Origin of the sequence: Mesorhizobium sp. WSM4898 (assembly GCF_029625845.1) — a bacterium.
Classification (GTDB): domain Bacteria; phylum Pseudomonadota; class Alphaproteobacteria; order Rhizobiales; family Rhizobiaceae; genus Mesorhizobium.
Genome location: NZ_JARTVQ010000004.1, coordinates 75,339 through 95,666, shown reverse-complemented (window position 1 = coordinate 95,666; position 20,328 = coordinate 75,339). Strand labels below are relative to the sequence as shown.

21 protein-coding genes are annotated in these 20,328 nt (G+C 63.1%); 11 read left to right on the top strand and 10 right to left on the bottom strand.

The genetic code is table 11. From position 1 onward, the window contains the following. Positions 1-72: 72 nt before the first annotated feature. The 4 genes from P9228_RS19745 (at position 73) to P9228_RS19730 (ending at position 4,953) form a co-directional block, all read left to right on the top strand. Positions 73-675 (top strand): superoxide dismutase, encoded by a 603-nt coding sequence (locus P9228_RS19745; RefSeq protein ID WP_066997682.1) that lies wholly within the window; start codon positions 73-75, stop codon positions 673-675. 160 nt (positions 676-835) lie between these two features. Beyond that, positions 836-1,273 carry a cytochrome c gene (locus tag P9228_RS19740; protein ID WP_067320896.1) on the top strand — a complete coding sequence of 146 codons (438 nt, stop codon included), beginning with the start codon at positions 836-838 and terminating at the stop codon, positions 1,271-1,273. 9 nt (positions 1,274-1,282) lie between these two features. Next, a complete protein-coding gene (locus P9228_RS19735) occupies positions 1,283-2,227 on the top strand; it encodes a cytochrome c (protein ID WP_278055063.1) in 945 nt (314 codons plus the stop codon). Positions 2,228-2,358: 131 nt separating this feature from the next. After that, on the top strand, positions 2,359-4,953 hold the full coding sequence (locus P9228_RS19730; protein WP_278055061.1) for an AMP-binding protein: 2,595 nt from the start codon (positions 2,359-2,361) through the stop codon (positions 4,951-4,953). 25 nt (positions 4,954-4,978) lie between these two features. On the opposite strand, the gene P9228_RS19725 is transcribed toward P9228_RS19730, so the two are convergent. Then, positions 4,979-5,368, bottom strand: a complete 390-nt coding sequence (locus tag P9228_RS19725; protein WP_066998147.1) for an SET domain-containing protein-lysine N-methyltransferase — start codon at positions 5,366-5,368, stop codon at positions 4,979-4,981. Positions 5,369-5,468: 100 nt separating this feature from the next. Next, on the bottom strand, positions 5,469-7,568 hold the full coding sequence (locus tag P9228_RS19720; protein ID WP_278055058.1) for a S9 family peptidase: 2,100 nt from the start codon (positions 7,566-7,568) through the stop codon (positions 5,469-5,471). A gap of 120 nt (positions 7,569-7,688) precedes the next feature. Here P9228_RS19720 and P9228_RS19715 point away from each other — a divergent pair, with 120 nt between their 5' ends. Together P9228_RS19715 and P9228_RS19710 are read left to right on the top strand one after the other, a co-directional pair. Beyond that, complete coding sequence (locus tag P9228_RS19715; protein ID WP_067320909.1) at positions 7,689-8,057, top strand: hypothetical protein; 369 nt, start codon at positions 7,689-7,691, stop codon at positions 8,055-8,057. Positions 8,058-8,468: 411 nt separating this feature from the next. Continuing rightward, positions 8,469-8,897 carry a MucR family transcriptional regulator gene (locus P9228_RS19710; protein WP_067320912.1) on the top strand — a complete coding sequence of 143 codons (429 nt, stop codon included), beginning with the start codon at positions 8,469-8,471 and terminating at the stop codon, positions 8,895-8,897. A gap of 131 nt (positions 8,898-9,028) precedes the next feature. On the opposite strand, the gene P9228_RS19705 is transcribed toward P9228_RS19710, so the two are convergent. Together P9228_RS19705 and P9228_RS19700 are read right to left on the bottom strand one after the other, a co-directional pair. Continuing rightward, on the bottom strand, positions 9,029-9,457 hold the full coding sequence (locus P9228_RS19705; RefSeq protein WP_066997661.1) for a SufE family protein: 429 nt from the start codon (positions 9,455-9,457) through the stop codon (positions 9,029-9,031). 111 nt (positions 9,458-9,568) lie between these two features. Continuing rightward, positions 9,569-9,961, bottom strand: coding sequence for a DUF5330 domain-containing protein (locus tag P9228_RS19700; RefSeq protein ID WP_278055466.1), 393 nt, complete (start codon positions 9,959-9,961; stop codon positions 9,569-9,571). 532 nt (positions 9,962-10,493) lie between these two features. Here P9228_RS19700 and P9228_RS19695 point away from each other — a divergent pair. Beyond that, the gene (locus P9228_RS19695) at positions 10,494-12,236 is read left to right on the top strand and encodes a PAS domain-containing sensor histidine kinase (protein WP_278055054.1); all 1,743 of its coding nucleotides are present in this window, start codon (positions 10,494-10,496) and stop codon (positions 12,234-12,236) included. Beyond that, a complete protein-coding gene (locus tag P9228_RS19690) occupies positions 12,211-12,993 on the top strand; it encodes a peptidoglycan-binding protein (RefSeq protein WP_278055052.1) in 783 nt (260 codons plus the stop codon). Before P9228_RS19695 ends, P9228_RS19690 begins: the two co-directional genes overlap by 26 nt. A gap of 25 nt (positions 12,994-13,018) precedes the next feature. On the opposite strand, the gene P9228_RS19685 is transcribed toward P9228_RS19690, so the two are convergent. Together P9228_RS19685 and P9228_RS19680 are read right to left on the bottom strand one after the other, a co-directional pair. Beyond that, a complete protein-coding gene (locus P9228_RS19685; RefSeq protein ID WP_095800167.1) occupies positions 13,019-13,309 on the bottom strand; it encodes a type II toxin-antitoxin system RelE/ParE family toxin in 291 nt (96 codons plus the stop codon). Then, a complete protein-coding gene (locus P9228_RS19680; RefSeq protein ID WP_176477604.1) occupies positions 13,302-13,562 on the bottom strand; it encodes a type II toxin-antitoxin system ParD family antitoxin in 261 nt (86 codons plus the stop codon). The genes P9228_RS19685 and P9228_RS19680 overlap by 8 nt, the downstream gene beginning before the upstream one ends. A 151-nt stretch (positions 13,563-13,713) precedes the next feature. Here P9228_RS19680 and P9228_RS19675 point away from each other — a divergent pair, with 151 nt between their 5' ends. Further along, positions 13,714-14,061 carry a DUF1491 family protein gene (locus tag P9228_RS19675; RefSeq protein ID WP_067320924.1) on the top strand — a complete coding sequence of 116 codons (348 nt, stop codon included), beginning with the start codon at positions 13,714-13,716 and terminating at the stop codon, positions 14,059-14,061. A gap of 63 nt (positions 14,062-14,124) precedes the next feature. Here P9228_RS19675 and P9228_RS19670 read toward each other — a convergent pair whose 3' ends face one another. Continuing rightward, positions 14,125-15,120: a DUF2336 domain-containing protein gene (locus tag P9228_RS19670; protein ID WP_095823724.1), complete on the bottom strand. Its 996-nt coding sequence runs from the start codon at positions 15,118-15,120 to the stop codon at positions 14,125-14,127. A gap of 187 nt (positions 15,121-15,307) precedes the next feature. Between P9228_RS19670 and P9228_RS19665 the strand changes: the two genes are divergently transcribed. Further along, positions 15,308-15,496, top strand: coding sequence for a hypothetical protein (locus tag P9228_RS19665; protein ID WP_127241678.1), 189 nt, complete (start codon positions 15,308-15,310; stop codon positions 15,494-15,496). A 9-nt stretch (positions 15,497-15,505) separates the two neighbouring features. On the opposite strand, the gene P9228_RS19660 is transcribed toward P9228_RS19665, so the two are convergent. Together P9228_RS19660 and P9228_RS19655 are read right to left on the bottom strand one after the other, a co-directional pair. Next, entirely contained in the window at positions 15,506-16,054 is a 549-nt protein-coding gene (locus tag P9228_RS19660; protein WP_127241679.1) for a DUF1254 domain-containing protein, read from the bottom strand. Further along, entirely contained in the window at positions 16,047-16,631 is a 585-nt protein-coding gene (locus P9228_RS19655) for a DUF1214 domain-containing protein (protein ID WP_278055046.1), read from the bottom strand. The genes P9228_RS19660 and P9228_RS19655 overlap by 8 nt, the downstream gene beginning before the upstream one ends. 271 nt (positions 16,632-16,902) lie before the next feature. Here P9228_RS19655 and P9228_RS19650 point away from each other — a divergent pair, with 271 nt between their 5' ends. Next, positions 16,903-18,096: a DUF930 domain-containing protein gene (locus P9228_RS19650; protein ID WP_278055465.1), complete on the top strand. Its 1,194-nt coding sequence runs from the start codon at positions 16,903-16,905 to the stop codon at positions 18,094-18,096. Between the two features lie 57 nt (positions 18,097-18,153). Here the strand turns inward: P9228_RS19650 and P9228_RS19645 are convergent, their stop codons facing one another. Further along, a complete protein-coding gene (locus P9228_RS19645) occupies positions 18,154-20,310 on the bottom strand; it encodes a penicillin-binding protein 1A (protein WP_095827184.1) in 2,157 nt (718 codons plus the stop codon). Between the last annotated feature and the right edge of the window lie 18 nt (positions 20,311-20,328).

Genomic DNA, 20,328 nt, shown 5'->3' with positions numbered 1-20,328 from the left:
GTTGTCCCAACCCATTCCAGACCTATCTTAGTCCGGTAGTTTCACCGGACTTTTCCTGAGGGAGTACCATCCATGGCTTTTGAGTTGCCCGCTTTGCCCTACGACTACGAGGCCTTGCAGCCTTACATGTCGAAGGAGACGCTGGAGTACCACCACGACAAGCACCACAAGGCCTATGTCGACAACGGCAACAAGCTGGCCGCCGAGGCCGGAATGGGCGACCTGTCGGTCGAAGAGGTCGTGAAACAGTCCTTCGGCAAGAATGCCGGGCTCTTCAACAATGCCGCCCAGCACTACAACCATATCCATTTCTGGAAATGGATGAAGAAGGGCGGCGGCGGCAACAAGCTGCCGGGCGCGCTGCAGAAGGCCGTCGATGCCGATCTCGGCGGCTACGACAAGTTCAAGGCGGACTTCGTCGCCGCCGGCACCACCCAGTTCGGCTCCGGCTGGGCATGGCTTTCGGTCAAGGACGGCAAGCTCGCGATCTCGAAGACCCCCAATGGCGAGAACCCGCTGGTTCATGGCGCTTCGCCGATCCTCGGCGTCGACGTGTGGGAGCACTCCTATTACATCGACTACCGCAACGCGCGGCCGAAATATCTCGAAGCCTTCGTCGACAGCCTGATCAACTGGGATTATGTCCTGGAACTCTACGAGAAGGCGAAAGCTTGATCGACCCTTCCGAAAAGCCCCGGCATGACCGGGGCTTTTCTTTTGCCGGCGCAGGAGGGCAATTCCAGTCAAGAAAATCGTTGCGGCGCGGAGGGAATAATTCCACTGCATCGCCCGTTAACGTCTAGTCGCGAACTCTCTTCACCATGGAGCCAATTGAATGAGAAAGCTTGTCATCGCCATCTCTTTGCTCGCTTTTGCCGGCTCGGCCGCTTATGCCGACCCGATCAAGGATCGCCAGGCCCTGATGAAGGAACGCGGCAAGCTCGCCGGCCAGTTGTCCAAGGTCGTCAAAGGCGAGGAGGCTTTCGACGCCGCCGCTGTGCTGACGGCGCTAAAGGCGCTGGAGGCGAACGCCGAAAAATTCGATGCCGAGAAACTTTTCCCGGCCGGCAGCGACAAGGGCGACACCACGGCGGCGCCGAAGATCTGGGAAGACATGCCAGGCTTCAAGGCGGCCGGGGACAAGTTCCTGGCCGACGTCAAGGCGGCAGTGGCTTCGCCGCCGGCCGATGTCGATGCGCTCAAGGCGCAGCTCAACACCATCGGCGGCGACTGCGGCACCTGTCATGAGACCTACAGGATCAAGAAGGGCTGATCGCCTGATATGGCGTGGCTGAAGAAGCTCGTCGGCGCTGTCATCGTGCTGGGCGGCGCCGGCGCGGTCGCCGGCTGGGCGTTGTCAGCGCCCGTCAGGCTTGATGCCGCGACGGTCGCGCAGCTTGGCCCCGGTGATGCTGCGAAAGGCAAGCGCATCTTCTTTGCTGGCGGCTGCACATCCTGCCACGCCAAACCGGGATCCAAGGGTGATGCCCGCCTGGAGCTTGCCGGCGGGCTGGAGCTGAAGACGCCGTTCGGCACCTTCGTACCGCCCAACATCTCGCAGGATCAAAAGGACGGCATCGGCGCCTGGAGCGAGGAGGACTTCGCCAATGCGATGCTGAAAGGCGTTTCGCCCTCCGGCGAGCATTTTTATCCGGCCTTCCCTTATGCCTCTTATGCTCGCATGAAGCCGGCCGATATCGCCGACCTCTATGCTTTTATGAAGACGCTGCCGGCGGTCGCCGGCAAGGCGCCCGGCCACAAACTCTCCTTCCCCTTCAACATCCGTCGCGGCATTGGTCTTTGGAAGCGGCTCTATGTCAGCCCTGAACCGGTCATTGCCTTGCCCGGGGGCGCGCCCGACAAGGTGCTGGCCGGCCGCTATCTGGTCGAGGGCCCCGGGCATTGCGGCGAATGCCACACGCCGCGCGACTTTGCCGGCGGCGTCAAGAAGGCCGAATGGCTGGCGGGAGCCGTGGCCGCCGAGGGCTCGGGCGTGGTGCCCAATATCACCCCGCAGGGCGGCACGAAGGACTGGTCGGAGGCCGACATCGCCAACTATCTCGAAACCGGCTTCACGCCGGATTTCGATTCCGTCGGCGGTGCCATGGTCGACGTGCAGCGCAACATAGCTCAGTTGACGGCCGATGACCGCGCCGCGATCGCGGCCTATCTGAAGGCCGTCCCGCCGCATCGCAACAGCTATCCGGCGCGCAAGCCGGCGAGCTGACCGATGCATATCGGCTGCGCGACACCATCGATGCGATCTGCCTGTGATGTCTCAAGTCCATATTAGTTGACTCTAATAGTCATGTATCATACGCGCTTCGGCCAGTTTCCAGGCGGACCGAAGCCTTGCACATGCCCTCTCTCGACCTTGTGTCTGAATTCGCCTGTGGCGAGCAGCGCGCAGCACTTCTCTTCGCCGACGGGCGCAGCCTGTCTTATGCGGAGCTTGACGACCTTGCGCAGCACTTCGCCACGCGGCTGGGGGATAAGGGAAAGCAGCTCGTCGCTATCTCAGCGGAACCCTCCGAGCATGCGGTCGTCGCCTATCTTGGAGCCCTGCGGGTGGGTCATGCGGTGGCCATGCTGCCGCCTTGCGACAAAAGGGTCTGGGACGATTTCCTGGCGGCCTTCCAGCCGGATTTCACCTATCGCCGAGCCGATGGCCGCTGGCGTCTCGTGAAGGAAGCCTGGCCCGCGAGGGACATTGAGCCGCTGCATCCCGATCTCGCGCTGCTGCTGATGACGTCCGGCAGCTCGGGCGCCGCCAAGGCGGTCAGGCTCTCCTATGCCAATCTCGAAGCCAATGCGCGCGCGATAACGACCTATCTCGAACTCTCGTCCGCCGACAGGGCCGCTCTCATGCTGCCGCTGCATTATTCCTACGGACTGTCGGTTCTCAATTCGCATCTGATTGCCGGCGGCAGCATCCTCTTCCCCGGTGTTTCGGCCATGGACGGCGATTTCCTGCAGATAATCGCCGACGGTGGCTGCACCAATCTGTCCGGCGTCCCGTATTCCTACGAACTCCTGGAACGGATGCGTTTCCGCGACAATAAGCTCAAGGGTTTGCGCATGATGACGGTGGCGGGTGGACAGCTCAGCCCCGACGTCATCCGCCTGTACAGGGATCATTTGCGCGCCGCGGGTGGGCGTTTCTTCGTCATGTATGGTCAAACCGAGGCGACAGCGCGTATCGCCTTCGTGCCGCCGGAGAGCCTGTCCGACTGGGAGGAGCGGATCGGCGTCGCCATCCCAGGCGGCAGCCTCGGCCTTGTCGACGACAAGGGGGAGCCGGTCAACCGCTCGGGCATCCCGGGAGAACTTGTCTATCGCGGCCCGAACGTCATGATGGGTTACGCCGAGCAGCGTTGTGATCTGGCGCGCGGGGCTGAGGTCGAGATCCTGAACACCGGCGATATTGCCGTCCAGGACGAGCAAGGTTTCTTCCGCATCGTCGGGCGCAAGAGCCGCTTTGCCAAGATTGCCGGCCTCAGGATCGGCTTCGATATCATGGAGCGGGCCCTGGAGCGGGCGGGCATTGCGGCCGCGGTGCTCGGCGACGATCGAGGCCTAGAAGCCTATGTGACCGGCGCCGGCTCGGCAGGCCGGGCACAGCGTATCCTGGCCGAAGTCAGCCGCTTGCCCGCCAATCTGGTTCGAGTTTCGACGCGTGTCGACCTTCCCAGGCTAGCCTCGGGCAAGATCGACTATGGCTGCCTGCAACGCGAGATGTTGCTGGGACGGGCGGAAATCCGCGAACGTGGCGGCGTGCCCGGAGCCTATGCCCGCGTGTTCTATCCGCTTCCGGTCGGCCGCGCTGACAGCTTTGTGTCGCTCGGCGGAGATTCTCTTCGCTTTTTGCAATTGGCTCTGGAACTCGAACGGCTCGGCTTGGAACTGCCGCACGGCTGGGAACGACTAAGCGTTGGAGACCTGACAAATCTTTATTCGGCGAAACGGTCTTTCATGCGGGACCAGGCAAACGAGACGCCTGTCGATATCGTGCTGAGGGCCTTCGCCATCCTGCTGGTGGTCGTGCATCACGAGACGCTGTGGCCTATCCCGGGCGGCTCCGGCATCATGATGCTGCTTGTCGGCTACAGCCTTGCGCGTTTTCAGTCGGTCCATTTGCTTGCCGGTCGGATCCGGCACGCGCTGAAACCTGCGATTAGCGTCCTGATCCCTTATTTTCTCATAGTCGCCGCTTACTCCCTCGCCTGGCAGGCGATCCCTTGGGCCTCGATGACCCTTACCGGCAACTTCGGCTATGCCGAACCGGAACGTCACGAGATGATCCCGTATCTCTACTGGTTCATCGAGGCCTATGCGCAGACGCTGTTGGTCTTCGCCCTCGCCTTTGCCGTTCCGGTTCTACGCAAGCTCGCCCAGGCTCGACCCTTTGCCTTCTCGATCGGACTATTGGCGTTTGCCGCCGCTGCGCGCTTTGCAGTCCCATTGTTCGTGGACTTAGGCAGCCGCCAGATCTTCGCGATCTACTGGGTCTTCCACCTTGCGGTCTTCGGCTGGTGCGCCGGTTTGGCCGACACTCCCGCCAGAAAACTCCTCGTGACCGCATTTGCCACTGCCGTATTGGGGTATCTAGCCTTTTGGGAGTCGGTCTGGCTGGGGACGACGGTCAAGTATTTGACGATCTTCGCGGCGCTCTCGGCTCTTCTTTACCTGCCGCGTGTTCGCCTGCCTGCTGGGGTGGGGCGGGCGGTTACGCAGGTCGCCGTCGCGGCTTTCCCGATCTACTTGGTCCATCGCTTCGTCCCTGAGCTTTTGATGGCACCTGTCGCAGGCTGGCTCCCGGCTCCAGGCTTCCAACTGCTTGCGATCGCCGGCGGCGTCGCTTTAGGCGTCATCGCCGGCAAAGCCTTGGTCGCCATCCGACACCTGCGCGGCAGATTGGCCATGGAGCGCTTGCCGGAATTGCTCTCGGCGTGAGACGCTTCGACCGCGGTCGCTCCCACTACGCGTGGCGGTCGCCCAAAAAATCGAAGCCGTTTTCGAAGAAGTGGTTGTAGTCGCAGGTCAGTTCCTCGCCGGGCGCGATGTCGCGCAGCGCGTAGGTTTCCTCCGGCGAGGAGACGTCGCAGTTCGGCTCGTCGGCATGGTTCATGTAGCGCGCATCGTCCGCCTCGAAGACGATATAATTCCGGTCGCGCCTGTCCGGATAGGAGTACCGATCGAGGTAGGACTTCACCGGGCCGCTTTCGTTCTCATAAGTGTCGACCGAAATGCGGCGGTCGAATCTTGGATCGAGCTTCCAGATCAACGTGCCCTTTGGAATGCGGTGTTTGGCGAAGACACCGATGCCCTGGATGGGCGATTTGTCGAGATAGACGTCGACGAGCAGCATGACGAACCCTGCGAATGACGGCTGGCGCGGCCCGAACCGGCCGCGACCAAAAACGAGGCGCATTGCGTAGCGCGAGGTGCTCGCGATTGCGAGGGAAAAATCAGGCCTTGCTGGTCACTTTCAACGCAAAGGCGTAGATATACGCGATCTCCTCCAGGCGCGAGAACCGGCCCGAGGCGCCGGCATGGCCGGACTCCATGTTGATCTTGAACAGCACCGGATTGTCGCCCGCCTTGCGGTCGCGCAGCCGCGCCACCCATTTGGCCGGCTCCCAATAGGTGACGCGTGGGTCGGTCAGACCTGCCAGCGCCAGGATCGGCGGATAGTCGAGCGCCGCGACATTATCGTAGGGCGAATAGGCTGCGATCGTCGTGTAGTCCTCGGCCGAGGCGATCGGATTGCCCCATTCGGGCCATTCCGGCGGCGTCAGCGGCAGGCTGGCGTCGAGCATGGTGGTGAGCACGTCGACGAACGGCACCTCGGCGACGATGCCGCCGAAGCTTTCGGGTGCCATGTTGGCGATCGCCCCCATCAGCATGCCGCCGGCCGAGCCGCCCTGCGCGACGATGCGATCGTGCGACGTGTAGCGCTCGGTCACGAGATGGCGCGCTGAGGCGATGAAATCGGTGAAGGTGTTCATCTTGTGCCGACGCTTGCCGTCGTCATACCAGCCATAGCCCTTGTCCTTGCCGCCGCGCACATGGGCAATGGCGTAGACGAAGCCGCGGTCGACCAGCGACAGGCAATTGGTGTTGAAGGCGGCGGGAACCGTGATGCCATAGGAGCCGTAGCCGTAGAGCAGGCAGGGCGCCGAGCCATCAAGCGGCGTGTCGCGATGGTGGATCAGCGAGATCGGCACCAACTCGCCCTCGGCAGCCGGCGCCATCAGCCGGCGCGTGACATAATGCTCCGGATCGTGACCCGATGGCACCTCCTGCGTCTTCAAGAGAACGCGCTCGCGGCTGCGCATGTTGTAGTCGAACACCTGTGCCGGTGTCGTCATCGACGAATAGGTGAAGCGCATGACTTCGGTGTCGTATTCGTAGGAGCCGGAAAGGCCGAGCGAGAAGGCCTCCTCGTCGAAGGCAATGAGGTGCTCCTCGCCGTTTGCCCGATCGCGCACCACGATGCGCGGCAGGCCCTCCTTGCGTTCCAGCCTGACCATGTGGTGCCTGAAGCCGAGCACCGACAGGATCAGCCGGCCGGGCTCGTGCGGCACCAGTTCCTTCCAGTTGGCCTGCACCGGATCTTCGACCGGCGCGGTCATGATCTTGAAGTCCTTGGCGCCGTCGGCATTGGTGAGGATGAAAAAGACGTCACCACCTTCCTCCAGGTCATATTGCAGGCCGGTCTCGCGCGCCGCCACCAGCTTCGGCTCGGCGAACGGCTCGTCGGCGCGCAGAAGCCGGTATTCGGAGGTTTCATGATCGTTGATGCCGATCATGATCCAGTCGTTGGAACGCGTGCCGCTGACGTCCATGAAGAAGCCGGCATCCGTCTCTTCGTAAATCAGCCGATCGTTCTCCGGATTGTCGCCAAGCGCGTGGAAGAACACTTTTGACGGGCGGTGGCTGTCGTCGAGGCGGGTGTAAAAAAAGCCGTCGTCTCCGGCATTCCACACGCCGCCGCCACCTGTGTCCGGGATCTGATCGGTGAGTTCCTTGCCGCTGGCGATGTCCCGCACGCGCAGCGCGAAGAACTCCGAGCCCTTGTCGTCGAAAGCCCAGAGCAGCTTGCGATGGTCGGCCGAATGGTCGAATCCGCCAAGACGGAAATAGGGCTTGCCTTCGGCTTCCGCATCGCCGTCGAGCAGGATCTCCTCAATGCCGCCATCACGCGGCGTGCGGAAGTAGCGCGGTTGCTCGCCGCCGAGCTTGAACGACGAGCCATAGGCGTAGGGACCGTCCTTCATCGGCACGGTGGAGTCGTCCTCCTTGATGCGCCCCTTCATCTCGGCGAACAGCTTGCGGCGCAGCTCGGCCGTGTCGGCCATCAGCGTTGCCTGGTAGGCATTCTCGGCCTCGAGATGAGCGCGGATCGCGCCGTCGAGCAGTGCAGGGTCCCTGAACATCGCCTGCCAGTTGGCGGCCCGCATCCAGGCGTAGTCGTCGGTGCGGGTGATGCCGTGATGAACGTCGAAGATGGGGCGTTTCTCGGGCCGCGGCGGGATGGCGGTCGGGAAGACGGAGGTTCTGGTCATTGCGTCTCGCTGTGGAATTGCCTGAAATCTGCTTGAATGGCGAATGAACGTGTCGCTCAGCAGCGGTTCAAAGGGCGGGGTTCAAGGTGGTCTACACAAAGTAAGTCGAAAGGGGAAAAGATGAAATCCTATGTTCGAGCCGCCGTGGCTTTCGCTGTCGCTTCGGCGGTCCTGGCCTTTTCCGGCCAGTCTCATGCAACCGTGTTCGCGGCCTGGCAAGTGGCTGGCGTGCCGTTCGGCGACACGCTCAACGCGCGCAAGTATCCGTCAAACACATCGCAAAGACAGGCGGCCTATCCGAATGGCACCGTCTTGCAGATGACCGGCCGTTGCACGGGCGGGATAGATCTGCTCGACATTGCCGGCCAACCGCACTGGAAGCAGCGGCAGGCGATCCGCTACCGCTGGTGCGAGGTCTGGCACGATCCAGCGCAGAACGGTCATTTTGTTACCAGCTGGGTCTACGGCAAGTACATCAAACCCCACTGAGAGGTTCGTCGAGGCGACTTGGCTGTTCGACGCGAGGATGAATGTCCGCGCCATGATCCATAGGATTCTTCGCTCACCGGGCGGCCAAACATTAGTTTAGCCAAGCATAAAGAACCTGTTTTGACGCGACCAGAGGTGTAAAAGCGTGCTTGGCGCCACGTCAGGCTGCACTGGTCCGGCCAGAAAAATCTCGCTAAGTTACACGGCACACGAATTTTTGAAGCTGAATCGGCAATATTTGATGAATATCGCCGAATATAATTCAGTAGGTGAATTGACTTACTTGCAGCACAGGGTCATTAAGATGACGCGACGCGAATCGCAGGGCTTGCCTGCATGAATTTCGCGCGATGCCCGATCCAGAAAAAGGGCGCAGTCTAGAAAACAAACTCTCGTTGGGGCCTGAGCACAATGGATATCGTCGAAACACCTTCAAGGAATGGGGACGCGCTAATCGAGCTGACTGCCGATGTCGTCGCGGCCTATGTCAGCAACAACCCGGTGCCGGTCGGCGAACTGCCGAACCTAATTGCCGACGTTCATGCCGCGCTCGGCCGCGTCGGCGGCACGACGGAGCAGCCTTCGGCCGAGAAGCAGAAGCCGGCCGTCAACCCGAAGCGCTCCGTCCATGACGACTACATCGTCTGTCTCGAAGACGGCAAGAAGTTCAAGTCGCTGAAGCGCCACCTTATGACACATTACAATCTCACCCCGGAAGAATACCGCGAGAAGTGGGGCCTGGACGCCAACTATCCGATGGTTGCTCCCAACTACGCAGCCGCCCGTTCGCAGTTGGCCAAGAAGATGGGCCTCGGCCGCAAGCCCAAGGGTCGCCGGTAGCAGCTTCCGCAAGTCGGCAAAAGCGACGGCGCCCGCGGGGCGCCGTTTTGCTTTTGAGGTATTTCAGGGATGTCTTGCTGCGAACGGGTGAACCCGCCGCAGTGCGGCTTGTTGCCGGGCTTGGGGCAGAGTCAGGCGGTTTGCTTCAAGGCGGCTTCGGCGTCGCGCTTGATGCGCTTGACCATCGAGCGAAGGCCGTTGGCGCGCTGCGGCGACAGATGCTCGTCGAGGCCGAGCTCTTTCAGCGTCACTTCCGCATCGGTGTTCTGGATTTCACTGGCCGGCCGGCCCGAGAACAGCGCCAGCATGATGGCGACAAGGCCGCGCACGATGTGGGCGTCGGAATCGCCGCGAAAGCTGACCACCGGATCGACGCCTTCTCCCTGCTCGGTGGTCAGCCACACCTGGCTGACGCAGCCCGGCACCTTGTTGGCCGGTGTGCGTTCCGCCTCGGGAAACGGAGGCAGCGCCTCGCCGAGCTCGATGACATAGCGGTAGCGGTCCTCCCACTCGTCGAGCAGGGAGAAATCGTCGCGGATCGTTTCGATCGAGGTCGTCATTGCCCGCATATAGTGACCCGGCGCCGCCACGTCACGGAAAAAGAAAGACGCCGCGGGCGTCGAGAGGTCGGGCGGGCCCGCGGCGTTAGAGCATTTCCAGAAAAAGCAATCTCAGTTCTTCGCCGTCAGCATCGCCGGAATGTTGACCTTGGCGGGCAGCACGATGCCCTCGGCGACGCTGCCGGTGGTCTCGCCAGACGTCTGCGCTACCTTCGCAGCGGGCGCGGCCGTCTTTTCCGACTGCTGGTCATCAAGCATGGCGGCGGCGATCTTGGCTGTCTCCTTGGCGCGCACGGTGATGGTGTGCATGGCCGATTTGCCGGTCTCGCAAACATCCGGCTTGCGCTCGCAGATGCCGGCAATGTCGCCGACCGCCTCGCGCGCCGCAAACAACGCCTGGATCGGCCCGACCGCCTCGCGGCCATCCTCGTCGGGGCCGACGCTGAGCGGCAGCGCCAAGAGCACCAGCGAAAACCAGAAAGCCATCCTGATCAGAAAGCCCATCTCGATGCCTCGTCGTGATCGGATCATGCATCCATCGGCATGATCTCTTTTTATGGACATGACAATGGCACGAAGGCGCGAAGCGTGGCTTGCGCCGAAGCCGCGAATTTTCTTCAAATTTTAGATAAATTCGAAAGGATTGATTTTCGCAACCGATTTAACTCAAATCTCATCGACTGTAATTAACTTCAGAACAACCATCTATGTGGCTGTTTCAAAAGAAAAATTTTGGAAGGGGCGAGCATCGGCACTGGGTTTTCGGGAGGCCAGGCGAGCCGCGCTGTGGCTAACGCTCCATTTACCATGGCGGCAGATCGACGGGCTTTGGGGTGCCGGCGTCCCGATATTTGCCGCGGGCGGGGCGCTCGCCTTCCCTGCCTTATCCATTCCTTAAACGCTGGATGCGACTTTCAGTCCAATCAAGAGTCACCTGCAGAAGCAGGGCAATTCACGACCGGGTCCGAGTGCGTTGAGTTCGATTACGGCCAGATACGTTCCTCTGCCTGGCGCGGTTGCCGCCGGCTGCGAACGCATGGTTCATCCGACCGTCACGGACGAGGCTGAGCGCCAGCGCCAGCGCCGCTTCATCGGCGTCATGCTCGCCGCTCCCTTCCTCGCCGCGGGTGCGGCGGTGACGCTGGTCACCTCAAGCCTGGGCGCCGCCGTTACAGTGGCTGCGATCTTCGGCGCTTTCGGTCTGTGCTGGTTCGCAGCGCTTCTGGTTGCCGCCACCGGCCGCATGACGCTCGCCGGCCGTGCCTCGGTGGCGACGGGTGGCCTCGCGCTTGCCGGCGCAATTGCCGCGGCGGGTGGTCTGGCGTCGCCGGTCGCGCTGCTTGCAGTGGCTTTGCCGGTCGAGTCTTGCTGGATCGCCGGGTCGCGCCGCGCAGCAATTTCGGGCGCGCTGGCGGCATTCGGCGCCATCCTGCTGCAGCCTTTCGCAAACCAGTTCCTGCCGCTCGGCGAGGCTGCGATCGCCGGTTGGCACTGGCTGCTGCCGCTTGCCTGGGCGCTTACGCTCCTGCCGCGCGCGGCGGCCTTCGCCAATCCCGCCGATGCGCGTCAGGCGGAGCCTGCGGTGGACCGTCTCGAAGAGACGATCGATGCCGTCGTGCTGCGCGTCGGCCGCCAGGGCGAGGTGCTCGACGCTTCGGCCAAGGCGCGTTCCATTCTGAAGCTTGCGCCGGAGCTCCTGCTCGGTACTGGCTTGTTCGAGCGCGTCCATCTTTCCGATCGCGTCGCCTATCTCACCGCGCTCGCGGACATGCGCGAGGGCGCGCCGAAGCGCCGGCTCGACCTGCGCATCCGCTTGCCGCGCGACGGTGGCTGCTCGGCCGACAATTTCCGCCCGTTCCGCCTTGAATTGCTGCGCGGCGCGCGGGAGCAGGACATCTTGACCTTCGTCCTTCGTGAGAACGACGAGGTCGCTGCGCTCCGCGAAGAGCTTGCCACGGCGAGGGAGGCTGCGGCTGCCGCCGAAGTGGCTAAGGGGCGTTTCCTGGCGGTGGTCAGCCACGAGTTGCGCACGCCGCTCAATGCCATCATCGGCTTCTCCGACATGCTGCTGCACGAGATGTTCGGCGCCTTCCGCGATCCGCGCCAGAAGGAATATGTCGCCCTGGTCAGGGAGTCCGGCCAGCATCTTTTGTCCGTCGTCACCTCGATCCTCGATGTCTCGCGCGTAGAGGCAGGCGCCTATGCCACCGAGCTCGAGCCGTTCCGCTTCGCCGATGCCGCCGACATGTGCCGCTCGATGATGCGGCCGCTGGCGGAGGCCAAGAGCATCGCGCTCGGCGCGCAGATCGCGCCTGACGCCGGCGAGATCAATGCCGATCGCCGCGCCGTGCAGCAGATTCTGATCAATCTCGTTTCGAACGCCGTGAAGTTCACACCTGACGGCGGCAGCGTGGTGATCGGCGCCAAGCGGGTCGGCTCGCGGCTGCATTTCTGGGTGAGTGACACCGGCATCGGCATCGCGGACGAGGATATGGCCAACCTCGGCAAGCCGTTCATGCAGATCCAGAACGACTATACGCGCCGCTTCGAGGGAACCGGGCTCGGCCTGTCGCTGGTCAAGGGGCTGGTGGCGCTGCATGAGGGCACGATGTCGATCGAGAGCGCCCCGGGCGAAGGCACGACGGTCACGATCAGCCTGCCGGTGAACGGACCGAAGCGGCGCTCGGGCGCGCCGGCCGACGTGCTGCCCGTGCCGATTGCAAAGCCGAAGGGGGATGCAAATGGGGACAGCAATGGCTCGCTCCGCAAGACGGCCTAAAGTGGTCGAACCCGAGCGCGGCTTGCTTGCCGAGAGCGCTGCGGCGGTCGGCCAGATGATCTCGCGCAATCCGGTTCTGGTCGGCGGCTCGACCGCCTTCCTGGTGACGCTCTTCTACGTTTCGGCCAACGCGCTCTGGTACCAGCCTTTTCCGCACACGGGCGCCTTCTTCGCCACCAGGAGCATCGAGAATTTCCCGCATGCCGTCTCGGATGAGCCGGAGACCACCATCAACATCGTGCGGCAGGCGCAGCCCGCTCCCAAGCCCGATCCGGTCGTCCAGCAGGTGCAAGGCATATTGAAGGACCTCAATTTCTACGACGGCACCGTCGACGGCCTCACGGGCCCAGCCACGCGCAAGGCTATCCAGGCCTATCAGCTCAAGGTCGGGCTGCCCGCCTCCGGCGATGTCGACGGCGCGCTGCTCGATCAGCTTGGCGCCAGGCAAACGACTGCGGCCATTCCGCGTCCGGCCCCGAGACCGGCCGACAGGGCTGCGGCCCAGGCCGCCGGACCGGCGGCCATTCCGGTCTCCTCTCCGGCCAACGGCGCAGCGCAGGCCCCCGACGCCCGCATCGTCAAGATCCAGGCTGGCCTGAAGGCCTTCGGCAATGACGATATGCAGCTCGACGGCGTCGTAGGCGCCCGGACCAAGTCTGCGATCAAGGAGTTCCAGGCGCTGTTCGGCCTGCCCGAAACCGGTGAGCCGGACGAAGTGGTCTATGCCAAGATGCGCGAGATCGGCCTGACAAACTGAGGGAGCGGCGGCATCGGGCGTCGGTTCATTCGAGCCAATGTTCGGGGTTTCGCATCCCGTGGACTATTGCCACAACTAGAATGCCGTAGCTCGTCGGTTCGTAAATAACGATATATCGGCCTTCCACCAGAACACGGGCTGTGTCGCTCAACTCGGGCCGAGCGACACCTATACTGGCATGGCTGCAAGCGAGTTCCAGCTTGTCGAAAATGCGTCCTACGAGCCTGTCAGCAGCTCTTTCGCTGTCAGCCGCGATATGTTCCCAAATCTCGCTTAGATCCCGTTGCGCGCGAGGAGTAAGTCGATAGTTAGCCACGTCCGGCGCGCTCGGCCTTCAGAGCACGCAGAAAGGCGGCGCGGTCAACCTCTTGGCCCTTACCGCTCGCCATGCCTTCTTCATAAGCTTGCTTTAGCTGTGCCAGTTCCAGGGCGCGAAGTTCCTCGCGGTGTTCCCACAGCCTGAGGGCTTCCCTGACGATTTCGCTATTCGAAGCATAGCTGCCGCTGTCCACCGCGTCCTGCAGACGCGCGGCCTGCTTCGGTGTGAGGGATATGGTGAGAGTACGCATGGCTTGAGTTTTCATGGTTATTGTTTTTAACGCCTCTAATAAATTTCAACAAGATTTGTTAGAAGCGGATGTTCCGTTCTTGACATCCTGGCCGCTCGCGAACACGCGGGAATCTCGCTAAAAAGGTCGGCATGCCATCCGGAACCCTGCCATGCGCGTGACTACCGATCTGTGGGTATCGGCCCTTCTGCGCCGTGTCTTCACCGCCGGCGGTTTTGCTGCCGTGGTCAAGCGCGGCGCGACCGAGGCCGGCGCCGTCTTCGTGTTGTCGCGCGACCGGCTCGGCGAAGTGGCTCTGTACGGACCGGCGCCGCAAACGAGCTACGATTCGGCCAAGCCCGACGAGCGCTTCTTCACCTTGCTCGATTCTGGCGACGATAGCTCGGCATTCGATGCAAGGCTGGAAAAGGAAAAGAGATTCGATCCCGACATCTGGGTGGTCGAGATCGAGGCCGGCTCCGTTCCGGTCGAGGAGCTTGTTTCCGTGAAGGCGGAATAGAGGCGGCGGCCCAGCGTCGCGTCCAGCCACGGAAAACCGCTGAGCACCTTCCCTGGAATTGGTTCAGGACGCTTTGCGGCCGGCGGCCTTGTCATCGCTGTTCGATGCGTGGCGCCCTGTCTCGATGGCATTGCCGCGGATCGCCCGAGACAGCGTTTCGGCTTTCCAGGCCCGCACCTTGTCGAGCGCTGCCTCGCGATGCAGCAGCCGATAGCGGTCGAGGAACAGACGGATTGCCTGGGGATGCGGAAACTCGCCGGGATGGACCGCGACCGCGATCAGGAAGGCCCTGTCTTCGCTTAGGTCGAGCGCCTTGAGCGCCGCAAGCAGCGCTGCGTAGCCCGATTGCTCTGTGATCGAGCGGGCTGTGGCAAAATCGATGTCGAGCGCATCGGCAAGCGCTGTCTGGAAGAAAGCAAGGTTGCCCGTCAGCGCCGTCTCGCGCAGCTTCAGATAAGTCGGCTGTCCGAGGAACAGGTTGACAGCGGCACTTTCGCCGGCGGGCCGCATCATCGAGCGCAGGCGTCGCCGCGCGTTTTCCTCAGGCACGCCGGGATCCGGGCGGTTGTCTTCTGTTGCGGAAGCGGCCGGTTTCACCGGCGCGATCTTCGTGACCGTCTCCGGCGGCCGCGTGTTGACCAGCGTCGGCTTCTCCAGCGCGCGGATCAGGTGGGCGATGGTTGCGTTGAGTTCCTTGCGGCGAGCGATTGCGCGCGCGTGCGGCAGGCCATGGCGGCCGATCAGCGCGATGAGGTCGATGTCGCTCAGCGCGTTCGAGCGGGTAAGCAGCGGCGCCGCGATCTCGACCGGCTCCTCGGCCAGCCGCCGCACCAACGCGGCCGGCGCATATTCGCATTCGGAAAGGGCGGCGGCGACATAGCGGCGCGATTCGACCGACACTTCGTCGAACAGCGGCAGCGTCAGATCCTCGAGTTGGGCGATTTCGCGCCGCGACGGGCGCGTCAGCGAGCAGAAGGCCGACACGGCGGCGCGGAACAGCCTTTCGGCTTTTCCCGCTTCGGTCCGGATAGCGATGTGCCTGAAATCCGAAGAAGACACGGAGGATACGCCCGATACTCGACACAGACCCGGCCCCGCGCCTCCGGCCGGGCCGGTTTCGCGTCTCCAGGGAACAAACATCAAATTAGCCGCGATCCGTTAGCGCTCCGTTAACCCTCTGCCCGCCTTAATCGACTTTGGAGGCGTTGCGTTGTGCTCCGGTCAAACCGAGAGGAATACGCGAACCATGGGCATGGTCTTGTCTTTCGTGCCGCGAGCGGCATCCGTCAATCGAGTAACCCACGACACCGACACGGCAGCGGCTGTCATCATCTTCCCCGGCGTCCGCTATGAGCCACAGCCGCAGGTCGGCGCGGCGCGTCCGGACGGCCCGGACAAGCCTGGGTCGCCACGGCCACTGGTGCCGCATCACTGAGCTGACTCTTCAGTATTCCTGCAGCTCGCAGGCACTCTGTTCGAGAAAGCGCGACACGATCGGCTTCCAGCTATCGTCCGGCACGAAGGCGCGGACGACAAAGATTCCCTCTTCGATCGGCGCCTCGACAAAGATCGCGCCCTGCAAGTCCTCGGGAAGATCGCGCCGCACGTCGATCATCTGCGCCGGTGTCAGCACCACGGCATCGAGCTTTTCGCTGTTCGCATTGTGGTCGTTGAAGGAATAGATGTTATGGCCGCTGCGGTCATAGACCGAGGCCGACCAGAACGGCACGTCGCCCGGCGCCCGGATCCGTACCAGCCCGTCGGCGAGATTGAAGCGGCAGGCGGCCGCGTAGAACATGGGGTCGACCGACTTCACCACAGGCGCACCGCCGGCCTCCGCGTCGAGGCGCGTCATCTTATAGAGGTCGGAGGCCATTGCCAGCCGCGACCAGGCATCGCGCTCGGAAAATTCCGGCACCAGAAACAGCACCGCGATATGCACGATGCCGGCGCCGAGCAGGCCGAGGACCAGGGCGTGCAGCAGGCTACGCATGGCAGCCCGCCTTCAAAATGCGCGGCAGCGCCACGTCGGAAAGCCCAGTGCTGCTCGCGATCGGCGTGTCGTAGAAGGTCAGCACGAAATACATCTTGCCGAAGCCAGCCGTCAGGAGCCAGTTGCCCGGGGCAGGGCGGTCGCCGACGGAGATGACGACCGAATTGTCGGGCCGGCGCAGCACTTCGTAGGATTGCAGGGCCGCCTGTCTCGCTTTGCCGGTGTCAATGACGCCGAGCGACTGGTCGGCGGCATAAAGCGTCCAGAACCGGGCCGTCGGGTAACCGCCTTCGATTGTATAGGCGCATTCCCGCTTCAGCGGTTGGCCAGCTTCATCGCGCTCGGCGACGAAGGACAACCCTTCCGCCCGGCCGAGCGCCAGCACGCCCTCACGCGCCACGCGCGCCTTGGAGTAGGGGTCGGAGCCTTCCGTGCCGATTTCAGGAAAAGCTGTCCATTGGCCGATGCGGATCGCGCCGACGCCGTCCTGCGCGTTGAGCGCGTACCAGACGCTGCCGCCGCCAAGGCCGATGGCCATGACAAGCGAAAGCAGCGTGAGGGAGACGGTCTTGAGCATGGAAGGCCGGAACTGAGGAGGTTGCCCGGGATATCGCGGCGTGGGGCCTCGTGGCAAGCCGGCTTGCCCCGGGCGTGGCGATATTCAGGTGGTCCGGCCTGCAAGCAGCATGACGTTCCCATGTCAGCGAACGCCTGTCACGGACAAGTCCGGACTGCGCCCCTTCTGATTCTCGGCGGCGCTGCACGTGGCCATCCAATCACTGACTTGTCAGGCGCCGATCCGATGCCTGTGCTTGAAGCCGCCGCCATTTCGTTCCACATCGGTCGGGATGAAGGGCGAGACAGAAGAGCGGCGTCGGAATTTGGCGTGGGCTTTGCCCGCATCGCTGATGCTGCATGCGCTGATCGCAGCGTTTCTGGTCTATACCTTGCCCAAGCGCGCCCAACAGCCGGATCAGGAGCAGCCGGTCAATGTCGCGCTTGTGCCTCCACCCGAGCAACCTAAGCCGAAGCCTCCGCCCGCACCGCAGCCGAAGCAACTCAAGGCCGAGAAGCCCCCGGAACCCAAGGCTGAAAAGCCGCCCGAGCAGAAAGTCGAAAAGCCTCCAGTGCCGGAAAAGCAGCCGCCGAAGCCACCGCCGATCGCGGTGCTAAAGCCCGTTTTCCAGTACGGCAACAAGGACACCGGCCCCAGGACATCCCTGGGTGGAGCCAGCAACCGGGACAACACGCCGTCGCCGGCGAAGGATAACGATACGAAGCCGCCCGCCGTGGCGAAGCCTGCACAGAAGCAAACTGCCGCGCCGGCCGATGCCGATCAGCCGGCAGATCACAGCACGGCTGACGAGAAGCCGGTAATCGCCGCGACGGACACCGAGCCCGCCCAAAGTGACGAGAAGGCAGCCCAGGACACGGATAAACAGCAGGCAGCCAAGCAAGAGGCAGGAGCGCCAACCGCCGAAAAGCAAGCAGGAGTGGCGCCGGCGCCGTTGGATGCCAAGAGGGGTGGTAAAGTCGATCTTCCGGCGCCGGCCGAAAAGCAAAAGCCCAAGCAAGCAAATGCGCTGAAGTTCAGGCCCGCAAAGGTCTCGAAGTCCCGAAGCAAGAGCGCCGGGACGCCAGGTTCCACCAACGCCGCCGTTGCTGCGTCGCCGATCTATTCCGGCCTTCCGGGTGTTCGAAAGCTCTATTCGCAGGGCGCTACCGGCGATGCGCTGGCCACAAGCTCTATGAGCGAGGTGCCTCGCGACCAGCGGGTTGCCAACCTTTGCGGCAGCGTTTTGAACGAGGAATTGCAGGGCGCCTCCTATTCTCCCAAATGGCTGCCATCCATTCCGCTGAAGGTGGGCAATGTTCTTAACCCTCCGGTGGCCGCCTTCAGCACGGCAACCACATGGTACCGCCTAAGCTTCCGGTGCGAGGTCGACGCCGATGCGACAAGGGTCTTGTCGTTCAACTTCCGTGTCGGGGCTGAGATCCCACCCGGCGAATGGGCCGGGCTGAGATTGCCTAGTCTCCGCTAAGTATTTCACTCGAAAGTGGGACCGGTTTCGGGGCAAGCGCATGCGTCGAACGAAGGTTCAAAGCGCGGACAGCGTCTCCGGCAGGGTAGGTGCGTTGAGAACCGGCGCCGCCTGGAAGGCTTTGGTCATTGCCCTCAGCGTCTGCGTGGTGCGGCTGGAAAGCACTGGCGGGCGCTCGGCCTCTGCCTGCGCCGCGGCATCAGCGGCCTCCTTCTTCGCCTCTTCCTCGGCCTTGGCCGCGACCTCCGGGTCGACCCAGGGATGATCGAGGCCAGGGATCGGCTTCAGATCGATGTTCTGGTGTGCATAGGCCATCAGCCGCTGCCAGACCATCGCCGGCAGCGACCCGCCGGTCATGTTGTTGGTCGGCGTGAAATCGTCATTGCCGAGCCAGACGGCGGCCGTGTAGTTGCCGGTGAAACCGACGAACCAGGCGTCTCGGTAGGACTGCGTGGTGCCGGTCTTGCCCGCGACGACGATGTTGGGAAGCTGCGCGCGCCGCGCCGTGCCGATCGCCGGCACCGCGGCCAGCATGGTGTTCATGTATTTCAGAGCTTTTTCCGACAGCACACGGTGCGGCGGCGGCGCGTCCTTGGCCCAGTCATAGACGACGTCGCCGGTGCGGGTAACGAGCTGCGTGATGCCGTGCCGGGAACCGACGAAGCCGTTCTGCGCGAAGACGCTGTAGCCTGTCGCCTGGTCCATCACCGTCATGAGGGACGTGCCGAGCACCATGGTCTTGTGCGATTCCAGCGGCGATTCGACACCCATGGATTCGGCCATCGCCTTGATCGGCCCGATACCGAGATAGTCCTTGGCGAGCCGCACCGGCACGGTGTTGATCGACTTGGCGATAGCCGTGAGCAGCGTGACGTTGCCGGCCGAGCCGCCATTGTAATTGTGTGGCGACCAACTGCCCCAACTGACGGCGCCGCCGGAAACCACCGAGTCCGGCGTGAAGCCGTGCTCCATCGCGGTGGCATAGACATAAGGCTTGAACGACGACCCGGTCTGCCGCAGCGCCTTGGTGGCGCGGTTGAACTGGCTGGCGCCATAATCGCGGCCGCCGACAATGGCGCGCACCGCGCCGTTGGTCTCGATCACCACCACCGCGCCCTCGGTAACGTTGTATTCCTTGCCGAACTGGCGGAGATGGAATTCGACCGACTCTTCGGCCGCTTTCTGGATATTGGCGTCGAAGGTCGTATGGGCGACCAGCGAGTGTTGGCCGGGCTTGGCGATCTTCTTGACCTCGTCGAAGGCCCAGTCGAGGAAATAGTCGGGGCTCTTCTGCTCGCCGCGGTCGACGACATCTGCCGGATGCAGCCGCGCCTGCAGCACCTGGCCCTCGGTCATGAAGCCGGCGTCGACAAGGTTGGAGAGCACCACATTGGCGCGCGCACGGGCGGCCGGCAGGTTGATGTGCGGGGCGTATTTGGTGGGCGCCTTGAACAGGCCGGCCAGCATTGCCGCCTCGGCGAGGTTCAGGTCCTTGACGCTCTTGCCGAAATAGAAATCCGCCGCCGCCTCGATGCCGAACGTGCCGCCGCCCATATAGGCGCGGTCGAGATAGAGCTGGAGGATCTCCTTCTTGGAGAGATTGGCCTCCAGCCAGAGCGACAGGAAAGCTTCCTTGATCTTGCGCTCCAAGGTGCGCTCGTTGGACAGGAACAGGTTCTTGGCCAGCTGCTGGGTGATGCTGGAGCCGCCCTGGACCACCGAATTGGCGCGCACATTCTCGAAGATCGCGCGCGACAGGCCGAGAACGTCGATGCCGTAGTGATCGAAGAAGCGGCGGTCCTCGGTCGCCAGCACCGCCTTGATGACGATATCCGGCATCTCGTCGACCGGCACGGAATCGCGCTGAATGATGCCGCGCTGGCCGATCTCGTTGCCGTAGCGGTCGAGGAAGGTGACGGCGAAATCGCCCTGGTTGCGCCAATCGCCGGCGGTGATCTCAAACGCCGGCATGGCCAGCGCCAACAGCACCACGAAGCCGCCGGCTCCCATGGTGAACCCTTCACTCAGCACCTCGATGATGGCGCGCCGCCAGCCATGCAGGCGGAAGCGGCGGGAAAAGATGGTTGCGGCCTCCCAGAATTCGCGCGCTTTGAAGCTGATCTCGTAGAGCGAGGAATCGAGCCACGCATCGACGGCAAGAGCCGCCGAGGCGATCCGGCCTCTTCTCTTGCGTGGTTTCGAAGGAGTTGGCATTCCAGACTTCCGCCCCAA